The following is a 22,830-nucleotide window of genomic DNA, read 5'->3' on the forward strand; positions in this document are numbered from 1 at the left end:
GCTCCTACCGGAAACGCTCGCTCAGCTGATGTGAGCGAGCGTCCCAAAAAGACCCTGATAAATGAGCGAGGGTTTCCAAAAGACCCGCATATGTGAGCGAGCGTCGGAGAGGGCCCAACGCTCACTCACTTATGAACCCAGGTGGGTGGTTGCGCTTTGTCTTGAGCAAGCCTATCTTGGCAGGAAGGAGTGCCAGCATGCACGAACTCTCAATCACGCAGAGCCTTGTTGATGCCGTTCTGGAACGTACCGGAGAACGGACAGTCACCGGCGTGAATCTTAGAATTGGACCGCTTTCTGGCGTACTGCCTGACGCCATGCGTTTTTGCTTCGACATTGTTTCCGCAGATACTCCGCTCGCCGGAGCACAACTGAAGATCGATGAACCACGAGGCCTGGCTCGATGCAGAAACTGCCGCACGGAATTTGAACTAAACGACCCGATCCTGCTCTGTCCATGCGGAAGCGCCGACGTCGAAGTGCTCAGCGGCCGCGAACTCATGGTGATGTCTGTGGAGGTGGCTTGAGGAATGTGTACAACATGCGGATGCGGCGACGAGACGAACACCAGGGTCTCTGCCCGCGATGGAGCAACGTTGAGACACGAACACCCGCACGAACACCCACATGACCACGACCACGAACACGAGCACCACCCCGTAACCATCACGCTCGAGCAAAACCTGCTCGCCAAAAACGACCTGCTCGCGGCGAGGAACCGCGGTTGGTTGGCCGGCCGCGGAATCCAGGCGCTGAACGTGATGAGTTCCCCCGGAGCGGGCAAGACCACCCTCCTGGTCCGGACGCTCACCGACCTCGGTGCGAAACTGCAGGCCGGCGTCATCGAGGGCGACCAGGAGACCTCCCTCGATGCAGACCGGATCCGGGCCGTTGGCCGTCCGGTCATCCAAATCAACACGGGAGCCGGTTGCCACCTCGACGCCGATATGCTCCAGCGCGGCCTCGACGCCTTGGACCCGCAGCCGGGATCCACGGTTTTCGTCGAGAACGTCGGCAACCTCGTGTGTCCTGCGCTCTTTGACCTCGGCGAAAATGCCAAGGTAGTCATCATTTCAGTGACGGAAGGTGATGATAAACCGCAGAAATACCCGCACATGTTCATGGCAGCCGATCTGGTGATCGTCAACAAATCCGATCTGCTCCCCTATGTTGATTTCGACGTCGACGATTGCTTGCGGCAGATCCGGCAGATCAACCCGCGCACCGATTTCCTGGTTCTCTCCGCCACTACAGGTGACGGCCTTGCCGCTTGGTATGACTGGCTAGACGGCTCCACATCCCGGTCAGATTCCTTGACTGAATCTCTATCAGACGCACATTGAGCCCGGTTCGGGCCACTGAAAGAGGCAACGATGCCTACCGAAACTTCCCTCAAGGCCGAAGAAGCCCTTATTCACGTGCTGTGGATCAACGCCGGACTCAGTTGCGACGGCGATTCGGTCGCCTTGACTGCGGCCACCCAACCAAGCGTCGAGGAGATCGCGCTCGGCGCCCTGCCCGGCTTGCCACGCATCGCCATGCATTGGCCCCTGATCGATTTCGAGTGCGGTCCCCAGGAGGGAGCCGATGACTTCCTCGAGTGGTTCCGGAAGGCTGACCGCGGTGAGCTGGAGCCTTTTGTCCTGGTGGTTGAGGGGTCCATCCCCAATGAAAAACTGCACGACGACGGCGGCTACTGGTGCGGATTCGGCAACGACGTCAACACCGGTCAACCGATAACTACGAGCGAGTGGTTGGACCGCCTCGCGCCAAAGGCCACCGCGATCATCGCCGCAGGAACATGCGCAACGTACGGCGGCATCCATGCGATGGCCGGCAATCCGACGGGCGCCATGGGAGTCCCCGACTACTTAGGCTACGACTGGAAGTCCAAGGCCGGCATCCCGATCGTCTGCGTGCCTGGCTGCCCCATCCAGCCGGACAACCTCTCCGAAACCATGACCTACCTGCTGTACCAGGCGACTGGGCAAGCCCCCATGATTCCGCTGGATGACGCACTGCGGCCAACGTGGTTGTTCGGCAAGACGGTCCATGAAGGCTGCGACCGTGCGGGCTATTACGAACAGGGCGATTTCGCCACCGAATACGGCTCGCCGAAGTGCATCGTCAAGCTCGGCTGCTGGGGTCCGGTGGTCAAGTGCAACGTCCCCAAGCGCGGCTGGATGAACGGGATCGGCGGTTGCCCGAATGTCGGCGGGATCTGCATCGGCTGCACCATGCCCGGCTTCCCGGACAAGTTCATGCCGTTCATGGACGAGCCTCCCGGAGGCAAGCTGTCCACCAACTCGATCAAGCCCTACGGCTCCGCGATCAGGGCACTGCGGAACATCACCACCCACACCCTGGACCAGGAGCCCAAGTGGCGCCGGCCCGGAAGCGAACTCCTTACTGGCGCGAAGCGCACTTGGTAACCACCCCCCTCTTCCAGACAGGCGAAGCACAATGACCTCCACTATTCCGATGAATTCCGGGAGCGAAACGGGCAACAACAAGCTGGTGGAGATGAACTGGGACCCCATCACCAGGATCGTCGGCAGCCTCGGCATCTACACCAAGATCGATTTCGCGAACAACCAGGTTGTGGAATGCAAGAGCACGTCCTCAATCTTCCGGGGTTACTCCATCTTCATGAAGGGCAAGGACCCGCGGGACGCCCACTTCATCACCAGCCGCATCTGCGGGATCTGCGGCGACAACCACGCCACGTGTTCCTGTTACGCACAAAACATGGCCTACGGCGTGAAACCGCCGAACCTCGGTGAATGGATCGTGAACCTGGGCGAGGCGGCCGAATACATGTTCGACCACAACATTTTCCAGGAAAACCTGGTGGGCGTGGACTACTGCGAAAAGATGGTGTCCGAAACCAACCCCGGCGTCCTGGCCAAGGCTGAGAACACCCGCGCACCGCACGAGGCCGAGCACGGCTACCGCACCATCGCAGACATCATGCGCTCGTTGAACCCGTTCACCGGCGAGTTCTACCGTGAGGCGCTCCAAGTCAGCCGTGCCACGCGTGAAATGTTCTGCCTCATGGAAGGCCGGCACGTGCACCCTTCCACGCTCTACCCGGGCGGCGTGGGAACGGTAGCCACCATCCAGCTGATGACGGACTACATCACGCGGCTCATGCGCTATGTCGAGTTCATGAAGAAGGTCGTCCCCATGCACGATGACCTGTTCGACTTCTTCTACGAAGCGCTCCCCGGTTACGAACAAGTAGGCCTGCGCCGCACGCTGCTTGGTTGCTGGGGATCCCTCCAGGATCCGGACTATTGCAATTTCGAGTACAAGGACATGACGCAGTGGGGCCGGAAGATGTTCGTCACCCCGGGAGTGGTGGTGGACGGCAAGCTCGTCACCACAGACCTGGTTCGCATCAACCTGGGCATCCGGATCATGCTCGGGTCGTCCTATTACGAGGACTGGGAAGATCAGGAAATGTTCGTCACCCGCGATCCCCTGGGCAACCCGGTGGACCGCAGGCACCCGTGGAACCAGCACACCAACCCGAGGCCGCAAAAGCGGGATCTCTCGGAGAAGTACAGCTGGGTGATGTCTCCGCGGTGGTTCGACGGTCAGGACAACCTGGCACTGGACACGGGCGGTGGACCGCTGGCACGGCTCTGGGCGACTGCGCTGGCCGGACTGGTGGATATCGGCTACATCAAGGCCACCGGAACCAGCGTGCAAATCAACCTGCCGAAGACCGCGTTGAAGGGTCCCGTGTCCTTCGAGTGGAAAGTTCCACAGTGGAGCAACACCATCGAACGCAACCGGGCCCGGACCTACTTCCAGGCCTATGCCGCCGCGGCAGCCTTGCACTTCGCGGAAAAGGCTTTGGAGGAGATCCGCGCCGGCCGCACCAAGACCTGGGAAACCTTCACGGTCCCGGACGAAGCCATCAGCTGCGGCTTCACCGAGGCGGTGCGGGGTGTCCTGTCCCACCACATGGTGATCCGCGACGGCAAGATCGCCAACTACCACCCGTATCCCCCGACCCCATGGAACGCGAGCCCCACGGATTCGTCCGGAACCGCAGGACCCTATGAGGATGCCGTGCAAGGACAACCGATCTTCGAGGAGAATGATCGGGAGCATTTCAAAGGCATCGACATCATGCGCACGGTCCGCAGCTTCGACCCCTGCCTTCCGTGCGGCGTCCACATGTACCTGGGCAACGGCCAGACCTTGGAGAAGCTGCACTCCCCCACCCAGACCCTGACTGGGGAGTAAGAGCGCCATGCACGGCGGGGACCGGGCGCAACAGGCGGGCGACAGAATCAGCATCCTCCTCGATGCCCTCGGCGCCGGTGGAGCAGTTGCCCGCGGACGCGCCGAGGACCTCGTGCGGGAGGTGACCGATCTCTACGGCGCCGGGCTCGAGCGGATCTTGGAAATCCTCGACGACCAGGGAAAGCTCGACGACGACACTCTCGGCGCGCTGGCCGCGGACGGGCTCGTGTCGGGCTTGTTGATCATCCACGGGCTGCACCCGCACAACCTGGAACAAAGAGTGGCCGCGGCGCTCGACAGTGTGAGGCCGTATCTCGGGTCCCATGGCGGCGACGTGGAATTGTTGGACATTGGCCCGGAGGGCGTGGTGCGGTTGAAGCTGCTTGGCACGTGCCAGGGCTGCCCGTCGTCGTCGGTCACGCTCAAGTACGCCGTCGAGGAGGCGATCGAAACCGCAGCCCCTGAAGTGACTTCGATCGAAGTGGTCGAAGAGGAAAAGCATGCCGCCACGCCTGCGCTTATCCCCGTGGAAGCGCTCATGGTGCGGGTCGCCGATCACGGGACGGCCGCCGTCGGGCACCCGTCCCAACGAGAGCTCTCCGGATCGTGGGAGCCGGTGCCCGAGATCGCGGGCCTTGAGCCCGGCGAGGTGGCGGGCTTCCTCGTGGGCGATTACCCGGTGTTGGCCTGCCGGACGGGCCAGGACGTCTACGCTTACCGCGATTATTGCCCACGCTGCATGGGATCCATGAAAGGGGCGGCCCTCCAACGGGCCCTCGCGGCGCCCACCAGCGGAGGCCTGTTGCGTTGTCCCAGTTGCCGCAGCCACTTCGACGTGCGTCGGGCTGGCGCCTGCCTTGAGGACAAGGCCGTGCATCTGGATCCCCTCCCCTTGTTGGTTCGCGACGGCGTGATGTCAGTGGCCGTCCCGGCGACATCGGGGCATGGGAGCTGAGATGGCCGGCACGAGCGCCAACGGCCTGCCGCTTGCCTTGCTGCGCCGGATCGCCTCCGTGAGGCCGGCTCCGGCAGCCGGCGAGCGCTGCGAGATGTGCGGGGAGCCTATCCCCGACGAGCACCAGCACGTAGTGGACATCGAGAGCCATGCCATGATGTGCACCTGCCGGCCCTGCTATCTCCTGTTCACCGACAGTACCGCCCACTTGCGTTACCGTTCCGTGCCGGACAGGTACCTCTCGTTCCCGGACTTCGAGCTTGGTCCGGGCCAGTGGGATGAGCTGGAGATTCCCGTGGGCTTGGCCTTCTTTTTCCGGAGTTCCACGCTTGATCGGACGGTCGCGTTCTATCCAGGTCCCGCAGGCGCGACCGAATCCGAACTCCCCCTCGACGCTTGGGACGCTGTGCTGGTACGTAACGCATCGCTTTCCGTGGCGGCTCCGGACACTGAGGCCCTCCTGATCCGCGGCCCCGGCGCCGATCGTCCGCAAGCCGACTGCCATTTGGTCCCCGTGGACGCCTGCTATGAACTGGTCGGGCAGCTCCGGCGCGTCTGGCGAGGGTTCGACGGCGGACAAGAGGCCCGCGGGCAGCTCGCCGAATTCTTCGCGCGGGTCGGCAGGCGAAGCAAGCCCCTTCGTGAGGACAACCGGGGCCCGACGACAGCCGCATGTCCGTGCAGGGAGGCCCGCAATGACTGATCTCACCTTCACCGTGCTGGATGTCCACCCCGAGCCATACGCTGCTGCCCCGCAGCTAACGGCCCGGCTGCGGGTGACGGAGTCCACCGGCGCCGAGGTGCACGCCATCGCGCTGCGCTGCCAAGTGCGCATCCTCCCGCAGCGCCGCGGCTATGCACCCGAGGAGGAACCCGGCTTGCTTGACCTGTTCGGCGAGCGCGGCCGGTGGCCAGCCACTCTAAAGTCTTTCCTGTGGTTGCAGTGCAGCACCATGGTGCAGGGGTTCACTGGTGCCGCCGACGTGGATCTCGCTTTGCCGTGCACCTTCGACTTCGACGTCGCGGCCTCAAAGTACCTCCATGCACTGCGCGAGGGCGAGATCCCGCTTGAGTTCCTGTTCTCCGGCACCGTCTTCACGAAGGGCCTGACAGGGTTCGGCGTGGAACAAGTGCCGTGGGACCTTGAGGCGTCCTACCGCCTTCCTGTTGCTGCGTGGCACCAGTTGATGGACCTCTATTTTCCCAACACCGGGTGGATCCGCCTGGACCGGGAGGTGCTCGCGGCGCTGTCGCAGTACAAATCGGCGCGGGGCCTCACCTCATGGGACGAGACCGTGGAGGCGTTGCTTTCCGGCAACGCCGCGGTGGCGGGAGAGGCATTGCCATGAACATGAGCCTGAGCCTTGCACGCGCCGTCGCGGACGCCGTCCTCTATGAGGGCTATCTGCTATACCCCTACCGCGCATCCTCGCAGAAGAACCAGTCCCGCTGGCAGTTCGGGATCCTGGGTCCGCCGGGGGCGGCTCTGGCAGGGGTGGGGGAAGAGCCGGACATGTTCGCCGATTGCCTCCTCAACCCTGGTCCGCAGGCCGCAGTGGAGGTCCACCTCCGCTTCCTGCAGCTTCAGACCCGCACGGTGGAAAAAGCGGACGACGGCGGAGGGTTCAGTCCCGTGGGCGAGCTCACCATCGGGGCCAGGCGTTGGCTGAGCTGGGACGAAGCGATCGAGCAGGAAGTCACGTTGGGGCCGTTTTCCGTGGCTGATTTGATGGCAACGGGCGGGCTCTTGCTTGTACCGGTCGAGATCGCCGGGGGCACCGACGTCGAGGATTTGGACTCGGACGCCGCGGACCCTGAGGCCGCGGGTGCGGCGACGCTCGCCGGCCGCCTGGTGCGCCGCCGTCGTGCGCTCCACGGTGACGTCCGGCTGGAAGCCGCCCGCGTCGACAACGGACTGGTCCGATTGCGCGTGACCGCCGTCAATACCGGAGCCAAAAATGCTGCCGCGCTGCCGGAACCGGCGGGCAAACAGGACGCCATAGCCCTCTCGTTCATCGGAACGCACGTGCTTTTGAGCGCACATGATGCCGATTTCGTTTCGCTTCTCGACCCCCCGGACGCGATGCTTGGAGCCGTTCAATCGTGTGCCCAGCACCGTTGCTGGCCTGTGCTTGCCGGTCCGGAGGGGCAACGTGATGTGCTTCTGGTCTCGCCGATCATCCTGTACGACCACCCCGTGGTGGCCCCTGAAAGTTCAGTGGCCTTGTACGACTCCACCGAGATCGACGAAATCCTGACGCTGCGGGTGTTGACGCTCACCGAAGAGGAGAAGGCCGAAGCCCGGGCCACCGACCCACGCGCGGCGGCGATCATCGACCGCTGCGAGGCCATGTCCCCCGAAGAACTGCAGCAGCTTCACGGAATCCTGCGCAACCCGCATTCCTTGGCCCCCGATGCCGCCGAGGAGCTGCCCTGGTGGGAACCCGAGGCGGAGGCAAGGGTCCATCCGGAAGTGGACGCCGTCGTGATCAAAGGTGTTCCGGTGGCGCGCGGCAGCCGGGTGCGGGTCAATCCCCGGAGGCGGGCGGATGCGCAGGACCTGTTCTTCGCCGGCCAGACAGGAAGGGTCACCAGCGTGCATTTCGACGTCGACGGCAGCACCCACGTTGGTTTGGTGCTCGAGCAGGACCCGGCAGCGGACCTCCATGAAGGCTACGGCAGGTCCTTCTACTACGCGCCCGATGAGCTTGAACCATTGGAACCGCTTGGATCGGTGCTGCCCGGCAACGATTCGACGATGCAGGAAGGAAAGGAAGGTCCGTGATGAGGGTTATAGGAATGGCGACCGTCTGGCTGCTTGCCGCTGTGGGTCTTGGCGCGGTTTATGTGGGACTTCGTTCAATCCCGGACATCCAGCGCTACATTAAGGTGCGCCGGATGTGAACCCCGTGCCTGCTGAAGTGCCTGCCGTGCCTGCGCTGAAAGCGGCAGCCCGCGTCTTGGTGGCAGGCGTGGGCAATATTTTCCTGCGCGACGACGGCTTCGGCCCCGAGGTGGCACGGCAATTGGCGTCCGATTCCCGGCTGTTGGGGTCCAAGGTCCGGGTGGTGGATTACGGAATCCGGGGGATGCATTTGGTCTACGATCTGCTCGACGGAGTGGAGGTCCTGATCCTCGTGGACGCGGTGCCGGCCGAGGAAAATGGGGAGCAGGCGGGTTCCTCGGTGGGTTCACCGGCGGGGAGCGTTCGGGTGATGGGGATCCGTTCTGAGCATCTCGACGGGCGGGCGGCTTTGGACCCGCACGGTATGAATCCCGCGGCAGTGCTGGGGCGGCTTCGCACGCTCGGCGGGGAATTGCCCACCACGTACGTCGTGGGCTGCGTGCCCGCGGATGTGAGCGAGGGAATCGGATTGTCAGACCCGGTGTCCGCCGCCGTGCCCGGGGCCGTTTCCGCCGTCGTGTCCCTCCTCGCCCGCCATGCCCTCGTCAACCCATCCGTTACGGCCTGAAGGAGCGTCCATCATGTGCCTTGGAATACCGGGCCAGGTCATCGAGCTCCTCGACGGTTATGGCAACCAGCTCGCGCTTGTGGACGTGGCGGGGGTGCACCGGAAAATCAACATCGGGCTCCTGGACGACGGTCCGCTGGAGCCAGGCAGCTGGGTCCTCATCCATATGGGATTCGCCTTGGAGCGCGTGGATGCCGAAGGCGCAGAACGTGCCCTCGGCGGTTTGGAGTTGATGGGGCAGTCACGGGAACCGCAAGCGGAAGCCGGGGAGGCCGCCGTCGAGAGGTGACATGCCAGGGCATTATCTGGTCATTGCGTACGAGACAACGACCATGGTGGCTGTTGCGAGCACCCCGAGCAGCACATATGAGATGGTCCTGAACCGGCGGGTGCGCCGGCGCTCCTTCTCTAAGTATCGGTATCGCATTGAATTTCTTTTTCCATCCCCATCGTCCCCAATGTTGAGAGCTCTTTCGAGACCACCCTAAAGCTTCGAGTGGTTTGACAAGGTTAGTAATGAATAATGTCGTCCTGCTGAGGTCTTAATACGGCAGGTAGATTCATCACTTCGCGATTTTGGGGCGCAGGGAGGAGATCTCCTGCTAATCTACTTCTGCGCCCTTGAAGTTCTTTATTGGGGGGCAGTTTCCGGGGGAGGCCCCTCTTTTGATCCCCCCTGGTCGAAGAAGCGGGCCTCCCCTGGTTAATTCCGTCATGGCAGACCAGCGGGCCGCGGCGCAGCCCACATCTTATTCAATGGCCCGACTTCGAGCGGGATCTGGTTAGTTGAATCAACCGAGATTATTCGATCATTTCTCCCGTTTCCTAATTACTAAGATGCCTGATTAATTCTTGCGCAGCTGGTGTTTCCTGAGATCGCTCCCTTTCCCGTTCACTGCGGCTGCCATGATTGCATGGGCAGGCCTTGGAGTTGGGAGCAATATTTCGGACGGGGTTTCCGGCGAGGTATTTCGGCGGTGGCTGTAATTCTCCGCGGTATTTGGCGTGTATTTCGCGGCGTTATATGGAGCGGTCGCTGCGTTCGCGCAGGGTTTCGCGGGCTGCTTCGACGCTTCCTTGGTGATGCTGTTGAGCTCGTTGATGTCGCGGATGCGCGCGATTTGAGTGAAAAGGCGTTGGATGAGCCGGAAGTTGCGGTTGGTGATGCGGGCGACAGCGGCGATGGCTTCGGCGTCGGTGAAGTCTTGGGGGTCGATACTCAGGCCGAGTTCCTGCCAGCGGTTTGTCAGGACGAAGGTGAGTTCCTCGGTGCTCAGGGTCCGGTAATGGTGGGCGAAGCGTTTTTCGATGCCGGGCATGCCGATAAGGATGACGCCCATGGTGTGGCGATCGTAGTAGTCCCGGACTTGCTCGAGGGCTGGAGGTTTGAGCCAGTCGGCCTCCGCGATGATGAGGAGTTCGGTCAGGCCGGATGCCCGGGAGTCGCGGTGCTCTAAGACATCGATGTTGCCTTCCCGGGCGTATTCGACGGCAAATGAGATCTTCTGGCAGGTCCGGGGTAGTTGCCGCTCGATCTCTCGGGGGCTGATGGTCACGGTGGGGGTCCAGAATGCTGTTCTGGCTTCGAGCACGCGGGCAGGGACGGGCTCGGTGTTGGTTTGCCCGGTCCGTTGCCATTGTTCCCATTCGGTCGCGCCGGCGGAGCAGTGCCGCGCGGTCTTCGGCCGACAGCCGACGTTTCATGACCGGGCAGCCGCCTCCTGGTGGCGGTAGAGCGTCGCGCGGCTCCAGCCGACGAGCCGGGCCGCGTCCTCAGCGGAGCGTCCCTTCGCACGGGCTTCCGGCCGTGATCGCGAGCTTGTCGGCGATCACGGCCGGATCGGAGAGGGGCCGCCCGAAACGGGTGCCGCTTTCCCGGGCGGCGACGATCCCGGCCGTTCACAACCTCAAGGGTATGAATCTCAGCGCTAGTCACAGGCGAGGGAAGACACGGCAATCCATCCTCGCGACAGTCCCACAAACGGTCGTATTCGACCCATATGAATGTTTCTCCCTGCGCGCCTTCACAGGCTTTCTTGGAGCGTGACGGTGTTCAGGACATCGTCAGGGATCGATTGGTTCAGGCCCGGGACCATGGCTAGTCGGAATGGTGGTTTTCCGGTACCGATCCGGTGAGATCAACGATGCGCCCTTTGGCCGCTGCATCGCGCACCGACCAGATCGCTGCGATTGCTGCGTCCTCGTCCTCGAAAGCCTCGGAGGTGAGGAGTACGTCCCCATTTCCGGTGACGAGTTCGAACCGCAGACCAGCGTCCGCGTCAAGGTGGAGATTGAATTGAGAGGTCATTGCGGTTCTCCCTTGGTTTTCCCTCAGCATGGTGTTCCACGTCGGGGTCTTGTGTTTGCCGAGGTGTTTCCGGCCCGGGCATACGTGACGATGCCAAGCATGCCGCCGTCATCCCTCACATCGAATGAATAGCCGGAACCCCGTCCTAAATGACGGAGAAATGGGAGCCTGGCTGTGAGTTTTGAAATGCACCGACCGGCTCTCGCCGCGCAGCATAAGCCCGGCTACGGTCGGAACAGATCGCCCAGGAATTCGGCGTCATGACACAACGTGATTCTCTTGCCTTCGCACCTAGTGTTCGAGCGCGATCGCGGCGCCACGGTGTTCAACGCCGGTATTGGCGATCTTAAGGTGGCGCGCAGTGAAGTGCTTCAGCTGCTGGATTTGATGCGGAGTGATCCGGTCACATACCCAGTCCCAGTGCAGTGAGACGGTGTCGCCGACGCTCAGTCCGGCGATGAACCCGGTTCCGTTGACGGCAAATTTGGCCGATTCCACCACAGGTTCGCCTACGCCCAGCGTTACTCCGTCCCATACGAGCGGCCTCGAGCTAACTACAGCCTCGTCGCCAGTGATGGCCAGGACCTCGCCCCACCGGATTCGGCACCGGTCAAGGACGTTCAAAGCAGTTGCATACCGCCGCTCATCGCGGAGCAATCCCAGCCAAGGATAGATCTCAAAGACGTGGAAGCTGTGGTGCGGTACTCCGCCTGCCAGGACGCCTTCCACCAAGTGCGGGAACTGCAGGCCGGTGCGGGCCCGGAAGCGATCCTGCATCGAATTCCCGATATTCGTGATGCCCACGGAATCCAACAGACTGTTGCCCACCCAATAAGCCTCCACTACGCGGGGATCAAGCGGGTCAGCTATCCCTGTGGAACCCGCTATGAGTTCCAAGTACGGCCACGCCCCCGCGAAGCCCTTGGCGAGTTCCCGCAGTCCTTGATCAGTGACGCCGGACTGGCCGTAGTGCAGCAGCGCATCACTGTCCGGCGGCCCGCAGCTGCCCCGGGCGTTCGGCGGATAAGCGTAGCGGACGAACAACTGCGCACCATCGGCGATCATCGCGTGGCCACCTTCTACAAGGGTCCCTTGAAACTAGCACCGGGGCAGACCCGGGACAAGGGATTCGCGCTCCGCTTGCGACGGCAAAATCGTTGACACCCAAACGCTACGAGCGGATGCTGTGAAGACCGACGCACAGACGGGTCAAAACATGGGATCCTCCGAGCTAGACCGCCGCACTGCCCTCCAAATCCTCGTGGCCGGCGGCTCCGCAGCGTTCCTGGCCGGATGTAACGGACCAGCCGGCTCCGCGCCGCCGTCGTCCGCTTCCACACAGCCGTACGCTTCCACCGCCCCGAGCATCAGCGTGACTGACCAACGCGGCAAGACTGCTACCTTTGCCCGTCCCGTCACGCGGGTTGTCACCATTCCGATGCCGGCGGCCTCCCTTCTCGTCGCCGTGGACCAGAGCTCGGACCACTTGGCCGCCATGCACAACGTTTCGTGGGTGGCCATGCGCGACGGCGTCATGGGAACCATGTTTCCCCACGCCCTCGATATCCCACACGACATCGCCGCGCAGGATTTCACCCCGAACGTAGAGAGCGTGCGGGCGCTGAATCCCGACGTCGTGATCCAATGGTCTGATGCGCAGCTCGTCGAGCCGCTCGAGAAGGCAGGACTCACCGTCGTCGGCCTGAAAAACACCGGTACACAACAAGACGTCGACGCCTGGATCACGATGTTCGCCGCAATGCTGGGAAAGCCCGAGCGTGCTGTCCAGATCAAGGCCAGGAGTGACCAGGAACTGGCCGCTATCACCTCACAGGCAGCTGCACGCACCAGCAAAGGCCCAAGCATCCTGTACTTCAACAGGTTCACGGGCGGCCTCAAAGTTGCAGGAGCCAACAGCTACAACGACTTCTACATCAAGCTCATCGGGGCCACCAACCCCGCCACCGGAAAAGACCCGCTGCCAGGCTCGGGGATGATCGGCCTGGACGTGGAACAGGTACTCAAGTGGGATCCTGAGGTCATTCTTCTGGGCAACTTCGACAACGCGATGCCCCAAGACATCTACGCTGACCCCGTGTGGCAGAACGTTTCCGCGGTCCGCTCGCGCCAGGTCTACAAAGTTCCCCTCGGCGGGTACCGCTGGGATCCCCCCGGCCAGGAATCGCCGCTCATGTGGCACTGGCTCGCCGACATCGCCTTCCCGCAGGAAAAGTCGCCGCTGCGGAGCACGGTGAGCGATTACTTCAGCTTCCTGTACAACCACCAGCCCACGGCCGCCGAGTTGGACAAAATCCTGTGGACCACCAACAACAACGCTTCCGCCAGCTACCAGCAATTCAATGCTTGATGAAACCAGCCCTCCCCGCCTGCGTCGTCACGACCGAGCCAAGCCGCGCGACCAGCGGCGCGAACCGGCCGCCGTCGTTCCCGTCGCCCTGGCTGCTCTGTTCCTTGTCACGACAGGGCTTGTAGCGCTAGCGCTCGGTCGCTACAGCGTTCCGCTCGGGCACGTCATCGAGATCCTGGCCTCCCGGATTGCCCCGTTTCCTACCGAAGCGAACGCCACGGAACAGAACGTCGTGCTCCTCGTGCGGATGCCGCGGATCCTCCTGGCGGCGCTGGTGGGCGGCGGCCTGGCGCTCGGCGGCGCAGCCCTGCAGGCCGTCTTCCGCAACCCCCTCGTCAGCCCCGAAATCATCGGCGTCTCTGCCGGGGCCTCCTTCGGTGGTGCACTCGCGCTCCTCCTGGGTCTGGAATCCGCACTCCTCGTCACCGGGTCATTCGCGTTCGGGCTGATCGCTCTCGCAACCTTGTTCCTGATCACCTCGGGCCGCGGGGGAACGCCGATGTTGATGGTCGTGCTCGGCGGTGTGGTGACCGGCTCGTTCTTCTCGGCTCTGGTCGCATTGGTGACGTATGTCGCGGACCCCAACACCACCTTGCCCGCCATCGTGTTCTGGCTGCTCGGCAGCGTTGCCACGGCGACCTTCACCAAAGTGCTAGTTGCCGTGGTCCCCATCCTGGGTGGCGCCGTCGTACTCTTGGCCCTGCGCTGGCGGATCAACCTGCTCTCCTTGGGCGACGACGACGCCGCGGCCTTGGGCGTGCGGCCGCGGCCGCTGCGCTGGGTGGTGCTGCTCGCGGTGGCCCTGATCGTGGCTGGAGCGGTCGCGGTCAGCGGCGCTGTGAGCTGGGTTGGTCTCGTGGTTCCGCATCTGGCCCGCATGTGGGTGGGGCCCGATCACCGCATCTTGCTTCCCGTGTCCTTCCTGCTGGGTGCGGCATACGTCGTCCTGGTGGACACCGTGGCGCGGACGGCGACCGCCGGTGAAATCCCGCTAGGCGTCCTCACCGCCTTGATCGGCGCACCAGTCTTCTTCCTGCTCCTTCGCCGTAACCGCGAAAGGATCTGGGAGAGTGCTTGAACTGGACCAAGTGGGCTTTGGCTACAACCAGCGGAAATGGGTCTTTCGCGACGTGAGCTTCAGGGTGTCCCCGGGCACGGCAACCGCGGTGTTGGGACCTAATGGAAGCGGTAAGACCACCTTGGTGCGCTGCGCTGCCGGGCTGCTGGCACCCTTGGAAGGGGTGGTTTTCCGGGAGCAGAGCGCAGGATTCGTGCCGCAGGCACATGGCAGCGCTTTCGCCTACCGCGCCCTGGACATGGTGCTGATGGGGCGGGCGAGGCATGTGGGTGTCTTCCGCACGCCGGGCAGTGCCGATCGTGCCGCCGCTTTGGACGCAATGGAACGGGTGGGCGCCGCCCAGCTCCAAGACCGGCTCTTCCCCACTCTGAGCGGCGGCGAGCAACAGCTGGTCCTCATCGCCCGGGCCATCGCCGCAGGCTCACCCCTCCTGGTCCTGGACGAGCCGGCCACCGGGCTTGACCTGAAGAACCAGGTGAGGGTCTTGACGCTGCTGCGCGAGCTCATGGCCGACGGCATGGCGTTGCTCCTGAGTACCCATCACCCGGACCACGCTATGCACCTGGCCGGTCAGGTTGTTCTCTTGGGCCGCACCGGCGCCCGCGCCGGCCGCGCCGCTGAGCTGCTGAGCGATGCCGAGCTTTCGGCCCTGTACGGCGTTCCGGTCAGCACGCTGTCATATTCCGACGGCGGTGTGCCCCGCTTGACGCTCGTGGTGGACTACGGCCCAAAGGTGCAGGAGCGTTCCGCCGAGCGCCCGCATAGGTGAGCGAGCGTTCCCCGAAAAGCCCACATAGGTGAGCGAGCGTCGGCAGGGAAAGAAGTGCTTAGCCGGTGTTGCGGAGGCCGGCGGCCACTCCGTTGACGGTGATGAGCATGGCCCGCTGAAGTCGTTCGTCGATCTCGGCGCCGGAAATGGAGGCTTCGCGGACGCGGCGCAGCAGCTCCACCTGCAGATAGCTGATGGGGTCGAGGTATTGGTCGCGGATTTCCAGGGAGCGCTTGAGCGTCGGCTGGGCTTCCAGGAGTTCGGTTTCGCCGCTCAGGAGCGCCACTTCGGCAACGGTGAGATCGTACTCCGCGCGGATTGCCTTGAACAGGTGGTGCAGCTCTTCCGGAACCAGCGAAGACACGTAGTGCCCGGCGATGTCCATGTCCGTCTTGGCCAAGGTCATCTCCACGTTGGAAATCACGGACTGGAAGAAGTGCCAGCGCTTCGTCATCTCGGCGAGTTCAGCGGTGTTGCCTGCTTCGCGGGCGGCCTTCAACCCTGAGCCCACGCCGAACCAGCCCGGGACGATCTGCCGTGACTGCGTCCAACCGAACACCCACGGGATAGCCCGCAACCCACCCAAGCCGGCTCCGGAATCGGGGCGCTTGGACGGCCGCGAGCCGATGTTCAGGGAACCTAGCTGCTCCACCGGCGTCGACGCCAGGAAATACGCGGGCAGGTCCGGATCGTCGATCAGCGTGCGGTACTGGGCAAACGCGGCGTCCGAAATGATCTCCATGACCTGCCCGTAGCGTTCGCGCTCGTCGTCGGAAGTGCGTGGGGTGCGGTGCAGCGCGGATCCCTGCATCACGGCGGCCAGGGAGAGCTCAAGGTTTTCGCGGGCGAGCTCCGGCAGCGAGTACTTGTCCGAGATGACTTCGCCTTGCTCAGTGAACTTGATGGCGCCTTCGAGCACCCCGTTCGGCTGGGCCATGATGGCGTCGTAGGTGGGTCCGCCGCCACGGCCCACCGAGCCGCCGCGGCCGTGGAACAGCCTGACGTTCACGCCGTGCTTGGCCGCTACGTCGCGCAGCTTGCGCTGGGTTTTGTGGATCTCCCACTGGCTGGTCATGACCCCGGATTCCTTATTGGAGTCTGAGTAACCCAGCATGATTTCCTGGACATCGTCGCGCAGCCGGACGAGCTCGCGGTAGGAAGGATCGGAGAGCAGCAGGTCCACGATTTCGGCCGAGGCACGCAGCTCTTCCACGGTTTCCAAGAGCGGAGCGAAACCGATCCTGGCGTAGGGAGCCGCGCCAAAAAGGTCGATCAGCCCGGCCTCACGGGCTAGCACCGCGGCGGCCAAGACGTCGTCCGCGCCGCGGGTCATGGAGATGATGTAGGTCTCGACGACGTCGGGCCCGTAGGTCTGGAGGGCGTGGCGGATGCTGCGGAAGACGTCGTACGTGCGGTCGCCGTCGCCGTCGAGTTTGATGGGGTGGCCGGACAATGGGCGGCGGGAAGCCAGCTCCGCGCTCAGCCGCTCAAAGCGCTCCGCGCGGCTCAACTCGCCGTACGGGATCCCCACGCCGATCCGGTCCATCAACTGCCCGACGGCGTCGTGGTGGTAATCGGCATGCTCACGGATATCGAGGGTCGCCAAGTGCAGCCCGAAGGAGGCGATCGCACGGCGGACACGGGCTAAAGCGCCGTCCGCCACGAGCACCGCCGAGTGCTTGCGCAGCGAGGTTTCCAACAGCTCGAGTTCGGCCAGCAGCTCCGAGGTTGATGCGTAGTCGCGGCCGGCTTCGTGGTATTTGGATGCGGCCACTCGGCGGCCGGTGTTGATGAGCTTGGCCTTGATGCACGTCAGCTTAAGGCGGTAGGGCTCCTGCGCGTTCAACTCCAGGATGCGTCTGTCCAGGCCGGGCAGGTTCTTGAGGTCGACGGCGATCGAGTCCAGGAGGTCTTCTTCCGCGTCCACCAAAGCCGTGGAGTTGGAGAGGATGGAGATCAGTTCATCGATCATGGAGATGCTGATCCGCACGGCGTGCTGGTTCTGAAGCTGCAGGACTTCGCGGGTCACAGAGGCGGTGACGTTCGGGTTGCCGTCGCGGTCCCCGCCGATCCAGGACCCGAAGCGGATGGGGGCGTTTTGCGGGGGCAGGACCACGCCGTGTTCGCCCAGCAGTTCAGTAAGGTCGGTGAGCATTTCCGGCATGGCGTCGGTCAGGATGCTGCTGAGGTAGTAGATGGCGTTCCGGGCCTCGTCCACGGGGGTGGGACGGACTTGGCGCAGTTCGTCGGTCTGCCACATCTGGTCAATGACCTCGGCGAGTTGGCGGTCCTGGCGTCGGCGGGCGGCCGTGCCCTCGAGAGTGGATTCGGCCAGGACGTCCGAGAGCTTGCGGACCTTGTCCAGTACCGAACGGCGGGAGGCTTCGGTGGGGTGGGCGGTGAAGATCGGACGAACGTCCAGCTCGTTGACGACGTCCTGCAGGGCCTGGGTTCCGACTTCCTCGGCAATCTCCGTCACGGCTTTGGCCAGCCAGCCATCCTTTTCCTTGCGTGTACGCAGTCCACGGACGCGATGCACCTGCTCCGCGGCGTTGGCGAGGTGAAAATAGAAGGCGAAGGCGCGCACCAGCTCCGTGGCTTCCTCAAGCGGCAATGAGGCGAGCAGCTCCCGGACCTGTGCGACGACGTCGTGCGCGCTCCAAGGGCCTGTGGCGTCAGCACCGCCGCGGGCTGCTTCCTTGGATTCCTTGGTGAGCAACCGCACCTGCTCAACGAGCTGCAACAGCTCCGGCCCGTGCTGGCGGACCAACGACTCCCCGAGAAGCGTGGAGACGCGGCGGACGTCCGCCCGGAGTTCCGCGGCAAGGTCGGTGCTGAGATGTGCAGTGTCAACCATGAAAAATACCTTCTGGCGTTGTGTGTGGCCCGTACACTGCGCTGGATACTGTGAGCCGGATTACTAATATTTCCTAGAGAATCTTACCCGCAGCTCTTCTGGTAGTGGCAATCCGTCCCAAATGTTGTCGCTGCCCCGTACCCGCCCGCCCAACTGACTCGCAGTTGTTGCCGTTATGAGCCCCCAGCACGACAACAAATGCGAGCTAGTTGGGTTACGGGAATGGCGGCGAAAGGTGCATGGTTAAGGCAACCACACACCGTCCAAGCCGCTGGAGGAACCATGAGCGCAACAGCTCCCGCAAGCAACGCCCAGCTGGAGCGCTGGCAGCGCTTCCGCAACGGCCGCAACGCCGCCCTCGCAGCGGAACACGGCTGGCTCACCCTCACCTCCTTCCAGTGGCTCGAATCCGCGCCCGCCGCCGTCGAGCTCGTCCCGGGGCTTTGGTCAACGGACGGCACGACGGCGTCCCTCACCGCGAGCGCGGCGGATGGACTCACGCTCGTGGAAACGGGAGCTCCCGTGGACGGCACGATTTCGGCGACCCTCCAGGACGAGGAATCGCTCATGTGGGTGCAGTTCGGCGGCACTGACGGCCGGCAAGTAGTGGTGGAACTCGCCATGCGTGCGGACAAATACGCCATCCGCACCAGGGATGACTCCTCGCCCGTGTTGACCGAGTTCGACGCCGTTCCCACCTTCGAGTTCAACCCCGTCTGGGTGCTCGACGGTCGCTTCGAGCCCTACCCCGAGCCCGTGGATGTACCGATCGGGACGGCCAACCCGTTGGTGGACGGGGTGCACCGGTCCGTGGGCGAGGTCGTTTTCCGGGTGCCCGGCCTTCCCCACGAGGTCCGCCTGCATGCCGAGGCAGAGAAGCTCGGAGCCCTCACTGTCACGTTCCACGACGAAACGAACGGCAACACCACGGACGAATGGCGCAAGCTCTCCATTTCACGCCCCCGCGTTGATTCCGAGGGAAAGGCGTCGGTGGTGTTGGACTTCAACCGCGCCATCAACTACCCCAGCGCCTTCACACCGTACGGCACATGCCCCATGCCCGTAGCTGGAAACTCGATCGACGTGGCGGTCGAGGCCGGGGAGAAGTTGCCGGCGGGACGGATCGTCTGAACGGAGTCGTCCAAAACGGGTCGTCCAAATCTGCATCATCGGCGCTGTGGCCGCCTGGTCGGCCCGGGAAACGTATCGCATCCCCCTTTATCAGCTGGGGACCCCGGAGGCGCCGCCGGTTGTTCGCGAGGAATACCGCCTGCTCCGGAGCGCCACCCGGTAACGTGCGCGATGATGGCAGCGATTCGCGCCCTCTGGATGAAACGATTCGGCTGGTGTCATTCCTGATCCGACTGCGACGGCGGGTGGTTGCGGAACCCGGAGCAGCCCTCCCGTTATACGGTTCGTTGCAATTCCTTCTCCTGGTTCGGTTCGTCTGTGCTTCTTCTGAATCCGGGACGGGTGCTGATGATTGCAACCAATGCGTACAGGATGCAGGAAATGGACACGCCCCAGCCAAGTCCAAAGGCTTGACTGACTGCCCCGGCGAGGGGGGCAAGGACGACAATGACGGCGGAATCCGCCATAGACACGATTGATCCAGCGGTGGCTCTGTAGGTGTTGTCGACACTTGCGTGGAAGTAACCGGATATCAGAACGGTTTGGGCGATGTGCAGCAAGACATGGAAGAAGAATGTTACTGCGATGAGCGCTGGTGCCGTGGCGGCGCCGAACGCTCCTACTACGGCCAGGTTGGCGATGGCCACGGCAAACACGAGCCGGACGGGGACCTTGAATCTTTTCAATATGAGGGGGCCGATAAGGCCCGCGAATTTCATGAGAAGGAATCCAACAACAACAAACACGATGGAGAAAGTGTCGAACTTGATCTGCCATAGAAGAAATGGAGCGACTGAACCGGCGTTGGTCAGAACCAGCAGCCAGGTGCCCCGCCGGCGCAGGACCCCGAAGACGTCCACCCGGTATTGTTTCCATGACGTTCGCGCGTGGGGCTCCCGGTGTTCTTTGTATTGGAGCATCGCTGCGCCTGCCAGGACATAGAATCCGGCCGCTGTCAGCCAGATGAGCCGCGGGTCAATTAGATAGACCCCGACGCCGATCAGGCCTCCGACGACAGCCGCGGCAGAGGACAGGTAGGTGATCTTCCCGAATGATCTGGCCCGTCCGTCAGCGGTCGTGCCTTCGCTGTGGTTGATGATCAAGGCGTTGGCGGTGCCGCTGAGGGCTGCGGCACCGACGCCGGCCAGCGCTTCGGCGGTCAAGATCCAGCCCGGGCCGAAGTTCAAGAAGAACAAGATGAAGGCTGCGGTTCGAATGAGATTGCCGATTTGCAATGCTGCCTTGTTCGACCACCGGTCAAACAACATGGCGAATGGCAGCTCGGCAACGGCAACGGCCAGGTTAAAGGTGGCCAGCAGCGCCCCGATAAACGTCAGAGAGTACCCTTGTCCCACAAAATACAGGTTGTCGACAACGGTGAAGCAGGCAACCCCTGCAGCTGAAAGGATCACGAACGAAAAAACACGCCACATGGCACTAGTTCCTTGGCTGACTACATGAACAGGGAACCGGAATAGTCTCGGTGAACTAGATCGGTCCCGGCCCATTGAGCGAATGATTCAAATCGGGAGCTTGTCTTGAAATAGCTTGAATCGACTACGGATACTTCCGGCAGGAGGCACTTGACGACGGAGATGGTGCTTGTTTCGACCAGAACGTGCCGGTAGGGGTGCATCGACTGTGCCGAGATGGACTCGAGGAGGTGTTGGAGGAGTGCTTCGTTTGAAGAGAATTTTGGGTAGCACGAGTCCTCAACACGCCCGGACTCGCTGAAGAACTCGGGGAAGATCTCCTTGACTTCTCCCGTGTACCAGATGCTTCTCATGTCCATGGGAGACGGGGATACTTCCAACCCCGTGGACAGGGACTCGTACATCTGGATGCACTCTGAGAACGCCCTTCTGATGCTTGACTCAAGTGTCATGGTCGCGCCTGTGCCGCGGGCAGTGCGGCTGCCTTCACGGAGATTGGACTCGTAGGTGACCTGCACAACGGGAATGTTGAACGGGTTTCGTAATTCCTGGATCCGGAACTTGCCGTTAAAGGAACGCATCAGTAGCTGTACTTCCCTGGGGATGGAGGCAACGGGGATATTTGAAGGCTGGGATATAGTGCGCGAGTAGAACCAGAAAGCATCCCGCTCGACGAGCTCGAGGAGTGACTGAACTGTTGCGTCTTCCAATGTCGCGCCGCAGGCTGCACCGTTTGTGCTGCTCATGGAAAATCGGCCGCTTCCAACTGCTGGGGTGTAAGGAGCGAACACCAAATTTGCGGGTAACGATACGTGTGTTCCCGTTGTGAGGCAGTCACCGTTGACCCATTCGATCGGGAGTTGCGGGGTGTAGGGGACCTGGCCTGGCGGGTTGACCCGAAGGGGGTATCCCAGCGCTTTCGGGTCCAATGCAGAAGTTGTGATTTGTTCAAAGCTTGCCCGGGTGCTCTTGGCTTGCCATACGCCGGTCAGGAAGTGACGCTCTATACCCTCACCTATGCAACTCGCGAAGCTCTGGTCGGCTCCCAGGCCCTTGCCTCCGGCGACTTCAAAACCTCGCCCGTTCGCCATAAATACGGGTGCGTTGACCACGACGACTCCCGAGTCGTCTGCAGCATAGACCGGGTTCAGCATGGCCCCAGCGAATCCAACCAAAGCCCGGTTCGCCGCAACAAATTCACTTGATGTCAAGCTTCGAAAGCCTCCACTGTCCGAATGAAAATCTGCTGGGTCGACTCGGTCACCAGGATCATCGGCGGTTCCGAGCAGACGCTGGAGTATTTGTGTGTCCTTTGGAATGTGGCTGCAAACACTGCAACCGGGCTGAGGTAAAAACACCGACCAATTCTGCACGTCCGTGAGATTCGTCAGAGCCACCGTGTATCCGCCAGAAGATCTCAATCAATTGGACCGCGACCTCGTCGTCAAATACCGCGCAAGGTGATGCCAGCGGAGACTCGGCAAGGACTGCAGTCTTTTCCGCAAGACAAGAGGGACAGCCAAGGACCCAATCACGGGCGACCGGCCCCAACGTCCTGCCAAAAGCGCCGGTGCTCAAGCGAAGGATACAATCCCCGACGTCCTTTAGCTTCTCTGCTTCATGGATAGATACGACCACTGCCATGCGTGAACCGTCAGTCGAAAACGCGTTTCGGAGGTCGCTAAGTTGGGTCAAAGAAAGGGGCGGGAGCCGGATTTCCTTGCGCAACTCCGCATATGAGTCGTTTAGTAGCGCGCTGTGCTGTGTTTGCATAGTTGCTCAGATCGTTCAAAGAGAAAATGCCGCCTCCGAATGAAGGCGGCATCTTCAACAGAGACGCGGCTTAGTTGTAGCCGCCGGCCTGACGGGCGGCAAGGCTACCTGACTTGCTCGACGTCTTCGGCGCCACCAAGGATGACTTAATCATGAATTACCCCTTTCAACATGAATCGCATCTTTTGTGAATATTCAACCTAACACGTCTTTAGTAAAGCCTCTGGAATTCTTGTGAGTTGACAAAATTTGGTGCTATTCGATGAATGCTGTGGCACTTACGCGCGTTACCGGCGTCCGCTTTCCTTGGTTACAGGTCTGAGGCGGGGAGCCAGCAACTCGTCATTCTCACAACCCCGGACCCATCACGAAGGTCGGGTTCTCGGCTGATGTGAGCTCCCAAGACCGGGGCTTGTTTCCCATCGCCG

General features: G+C 62.5%; 21 protein-coding genes and 1 pseudogene. 15 read left to right on the plus strand and 7 right to left on the minus strand.

Annotated elements, in window-relative coordinates; all coding sequences use genetic code 11:
- Positions 1–176: 176 nt before the first annotated feature.
- The 11 genes from ABD884_RS20515 to ABD884_RS20565 are packed head-to-tail and all read left to right on the plus strand — an operon-like array spanning position 177 to position 8,974.
- Positions 177–527 carry a hydrogenase maturation nickel metallochaperone HypA/HybF gene (locus ABD884_RS20515; RefSeq protein ID WP_345050957.1) on the plus strand — a complete coding sequence of 117 codons (351 nt, stop codon included), beginning with the start codon at positions 177–179 and terminating at the stop codon, positions 525–527.
- A gap of 3 nt (positions 528–530) precedes the next feature.
- Positions 531–1,343, plus strand: a complete 813-nt coding sequence (hypB, locus tag ABD884_RS20520) for a hydrogenase nickel incorporation protein HypB (RefSeq protein ID WP_486303895.1) — start codon at positions 531–533, stop codon at positions 1,341–1,343.
- 30 nt (positions 1,344–1,373) lie between these two features.
- Positions 1,374–2,432: an NADH-quinone oxidoreductase subunit B family protein gene (locus tag ABD884_RS20525; protein WP_028265804.1), complete on the plus strand. Its 1,059-nt coding sequence runs from the start codon at positions 1,374–1,376 to the stop codon at positions 2,430–2,432.
- 31 nt (positions 2,433–2,463) lie between these two features.
- Positions 2,464–4,257, plus strand: coding sequence for a nickel-dependent hydrogenase large subunit (locus ABD884_RS20530; protein ID WP_028265803.1), 1,794 nt, complete (start codon positions 2,464–2,466; stop codon positions 4,255–4,257).
- Positions 4,258–4,264: 7 nt separating this feature from the next.
- Positions 4,265–5,212 (plus strand): NifU family protein, encoded by a 948-nt coding sequence (locus tag ABD884_RS20535; protein ID WP_345050979.1) that lies wholly within the window; start codon positions 4,265–4,267, stop codon positions 5,210–5,212.
- A 1-nt stretch (position 5,213) separates the two neighbouring features.
- The gene (locus ABD884_RS20540) at positions 5,214–5,915 is read left to right on the plus strand and encodes a DUF5947 family protein (RefSeq protein ID WP_345050984.1); all 702 of its coding nucleotides are present in this window, start codon (positions 5,214–5,216) and stop codon (positions 5,913–5,915) included.
- Positions 5,908–6,561: a DUF6084 family protein gene (locus tag ABD884_RS20545; RefSeq protein ID WP_345050990.1), complete on the plus strand. Its 654-nt coding sequence runs from the start codon at positions 5,908–5,910 to the stop codon at positions 6,559–6,561. The genes ABD884_RS20540 and ABD884_RS20545 overlap by 8 nt, the downstream gene beginning before the upstream one ends.
- Positions 6,558–7,997, plus strand: coding sequence for a hypothetical protein (locus tag ABD884_RS20550; RefSeq protein WP_345050992.1), 1,440 nt, complete (start codon positions 6,558–6,560; stop codon positions 7,995–7,997). Before ABD884_RS20545 ends, ABD884_RS20550 begins: the two co-directional genes overlap by 4 nt.
- The gene (locus ABD884_RS20555) at positions 7,997–8,116 is read left to right on the plus strand and encodes a DUF6893 family small protein (protein ID WP_376954864.1); all 120 of its coding nucleotides are present in this window, start codon (positions 7,997–7,999) and stop codon (positions 8,114–8,116) included. Before ABD884_RS20550 ends, ABD884_RS20555 begins: the two co-directional genes overlap by 1 nt.
- On the plus strand, positions 8,113–8,685 hold the full coding sequence (locus ABD884_RS20560) for a hydrogenase maturation protease (protein WP_345050997.1): 573 nt from the start codon (positions 8,113–8,115) through the stop codon (positions 8,683–8,685). The genes ABD884_RS20555 and ABD884_RS20560 overlap by 4 nt, the downstream gene beginning before the upstream one ends.
- 13 nt (positions 8,686–8,698) lie before the next feature.
- Entirely contained in the window at positions 8,699–8,974 is a 276-nt protein-coding gene (locus ABD884_RS20565) for a HypC/HybG/HupF family hydrogenase formation chaperone (RefSeq protein WP_345051002.1), read from the plus strand.
- A 556-nt stretch (positions 8,975–9,530) separates the two neighbouring features.
- Here the strand turns inward: ABD884_RS20565 and ABD884_RS20570 are convergent.
- The 4 genes and pseudogenes from ABD884_RS20570 to ABD884_RS20585 all read right to left on the minus strand — a co-directional run bounded on the left by ABD884_RS20570 (position 9,531) and on the right by ABD884_RS20585 (position 12,058).
- Positions 9,531–10,277 carry an AAA family ATPase gene (locus tag ABD884_RS20570; RefSeq protein ID WP_345051006.1) on the minus strand — a complete coding sequence of 249 codons (747 nt, stop codon included), beginning with the start codon at positions 10,275–10,277 and terminating at the stop codon, positions 9,531–9,533.
- A 108-nt stretch (positions 10,278–10,385) separates the two neighbouring features.
- Positions 10,386–10,581, minus strand: a pseudogene (locus ABD884_RS20575) (recombinase family protein); the annotation flags it as partial.
- Between the two features lie 202 nt (positions 10,582–10,783).
- Positions 10,784–10,993 (minus strand): YegP family protein, encoded by a 210-nt coding sequence (locus ABD884_RS20580; protein WP_345051009.1) that lies wholly within the window; start codon positions 10,991–10,993, stop codon positions 10,784–10,786.
- Between the two features lie 291 nt (positions 10,994–11,284).
- Positions 11,285–12,058, minus strand: a complete 774-nt coding sequence (locus tag ABD884_RS20585; RefSeq protein WP_345051011.1) for a DUF6390 family protein — start codon at positions 12,056–12,058, stop codon at positions 11,285–11,287.
- Positions 12,059–12,209: 151 nt separating this feature from the next.
- Between ABD884_RS20585 and ABD884_RS20590 the strand changes: the two genes are divergently transcribed.
- From ABD884_RS20590 to ABD884_RS20600, 3 genes are read left to right on the plus strand one after another with little or no spacing between them, the layout of a single operon-like run.
- The gene (locus tag ABD884_RS20590) at positions 12,210–13,361 is read left to right on the plus strand and encodes an ABC transporter substrate-binding protein (RefSeq protein WP_345051016.1); all 1,152 of its coding nucleotides are present in this window, start codon (positions 12,210–12,212) and stop codon (positions 13,359–13,361) included.
- Positions 13,354–14,439 carry a FecCD family ABC transporter permease gene (locus ABD884_RS20595; RefSeq protein ID WP_345051021.1) on the plus strand — a complete coding sequence of 362 codons (1,086 nt, stop codon included), beginning with the start codon at positions 13,354–13,356 and terminating at the stop codon, positions 14,437–14,439. The genes ABD884_RS20590 and ABD884_RS20595 overlap by 8 nt, the downstream gene beginning before the upstream one ends.
- Positions 14,432–15,208 carry an ABC transporter ATP-binding protein gene (locus tag ABD884_RS20600; protein WP_345051025.1) on the plus strand — a complete coding sequence of 259 codons (777 nt, stop codon included), beginning with the start codon at positions 14,432–14,434 and terminating at the stop codon, positions 15,206–15,208. Before ABD884_RS20595 ends, ABD884_RS20600 begins: the two co-directional genes overlap by 8 nt.
- A 58-nt stretch (positions 15,209–15,266) precedes the next feature.
- Here ABD884_RS20600 and ppc read toward each other — a convergent pair whose 3' ends face one another.
- Positions 15,267–18,065 (minus strand): phosphoenolpyruvate carboxylase, encoded by a 2,799-nt coding sequence (ppc, locus tag ABD884_RS20605; RefSeq protein ID WP_345051030.1) that lies wholly within the window; start codon positions 18,063–18,065, stop codon positions 15,267–15,269.
- A 282-nt stretch (positions 18,066–18,347) separates the two neighbouring features.
- Between ppc and ABD884_RS20610 the strand changes: the two genes are divergently transcribed.
- Positions 18,348–19,196 (plus strand): DUF1684 domain-containing protein, encoded by an 849-nt coding sequence (locus tag ABD884_RS20610; RefSeq protein WP_345051036.1) that lies wholly within the window; start codon positions 18,348–18,350, stop codon positions 19,194–19,196.
- A gap of 275 nt (positions 19,197–19,471) precedes the next feature.
- On the opposite strand, the gene ABD884_RS20615 is transcribed toward ABD884_RS20610, so the two are convergent.
- Both ABD884_RS20615 and ABD884_RS20620 read right to left on the minus strand, forming a co-directional pair.
- Positions 19,472–20,608: an MFS transporter gene (locus tag ABD884_RS20615; protein ID WP_345051041.1), complete on the minus strand. Its 1,137-nt coding sequence runs from the start codon at positions 20,606–20,608 to the stop codon at positions 19,472–19,474.
- 41 nt (positions 20,609–20,649) lie between these two features.
- Complete coding sequence (locus ABD884_RS20620; protein ID WP_345051046.1) at positions 20,650–21,840, minus strand: YcaO-like family protein; 1,191 nt, start codon at positions 21,838–21,840, stop codon at positions 20,650–20,652.
- Positions 21,841–22,830 lie beyond the last annotated feature (990 nt).

The sequence above is a fragment of the Arthrobacter methylotrophus genome (assembly GCF_039539965.1).
Lineage (GTDB): Bacteria > Actinomycetota > Actinomycetes > Actinomycetales > Micrococcaceae > Arthrobacter > Arthrobacter methylotrophus.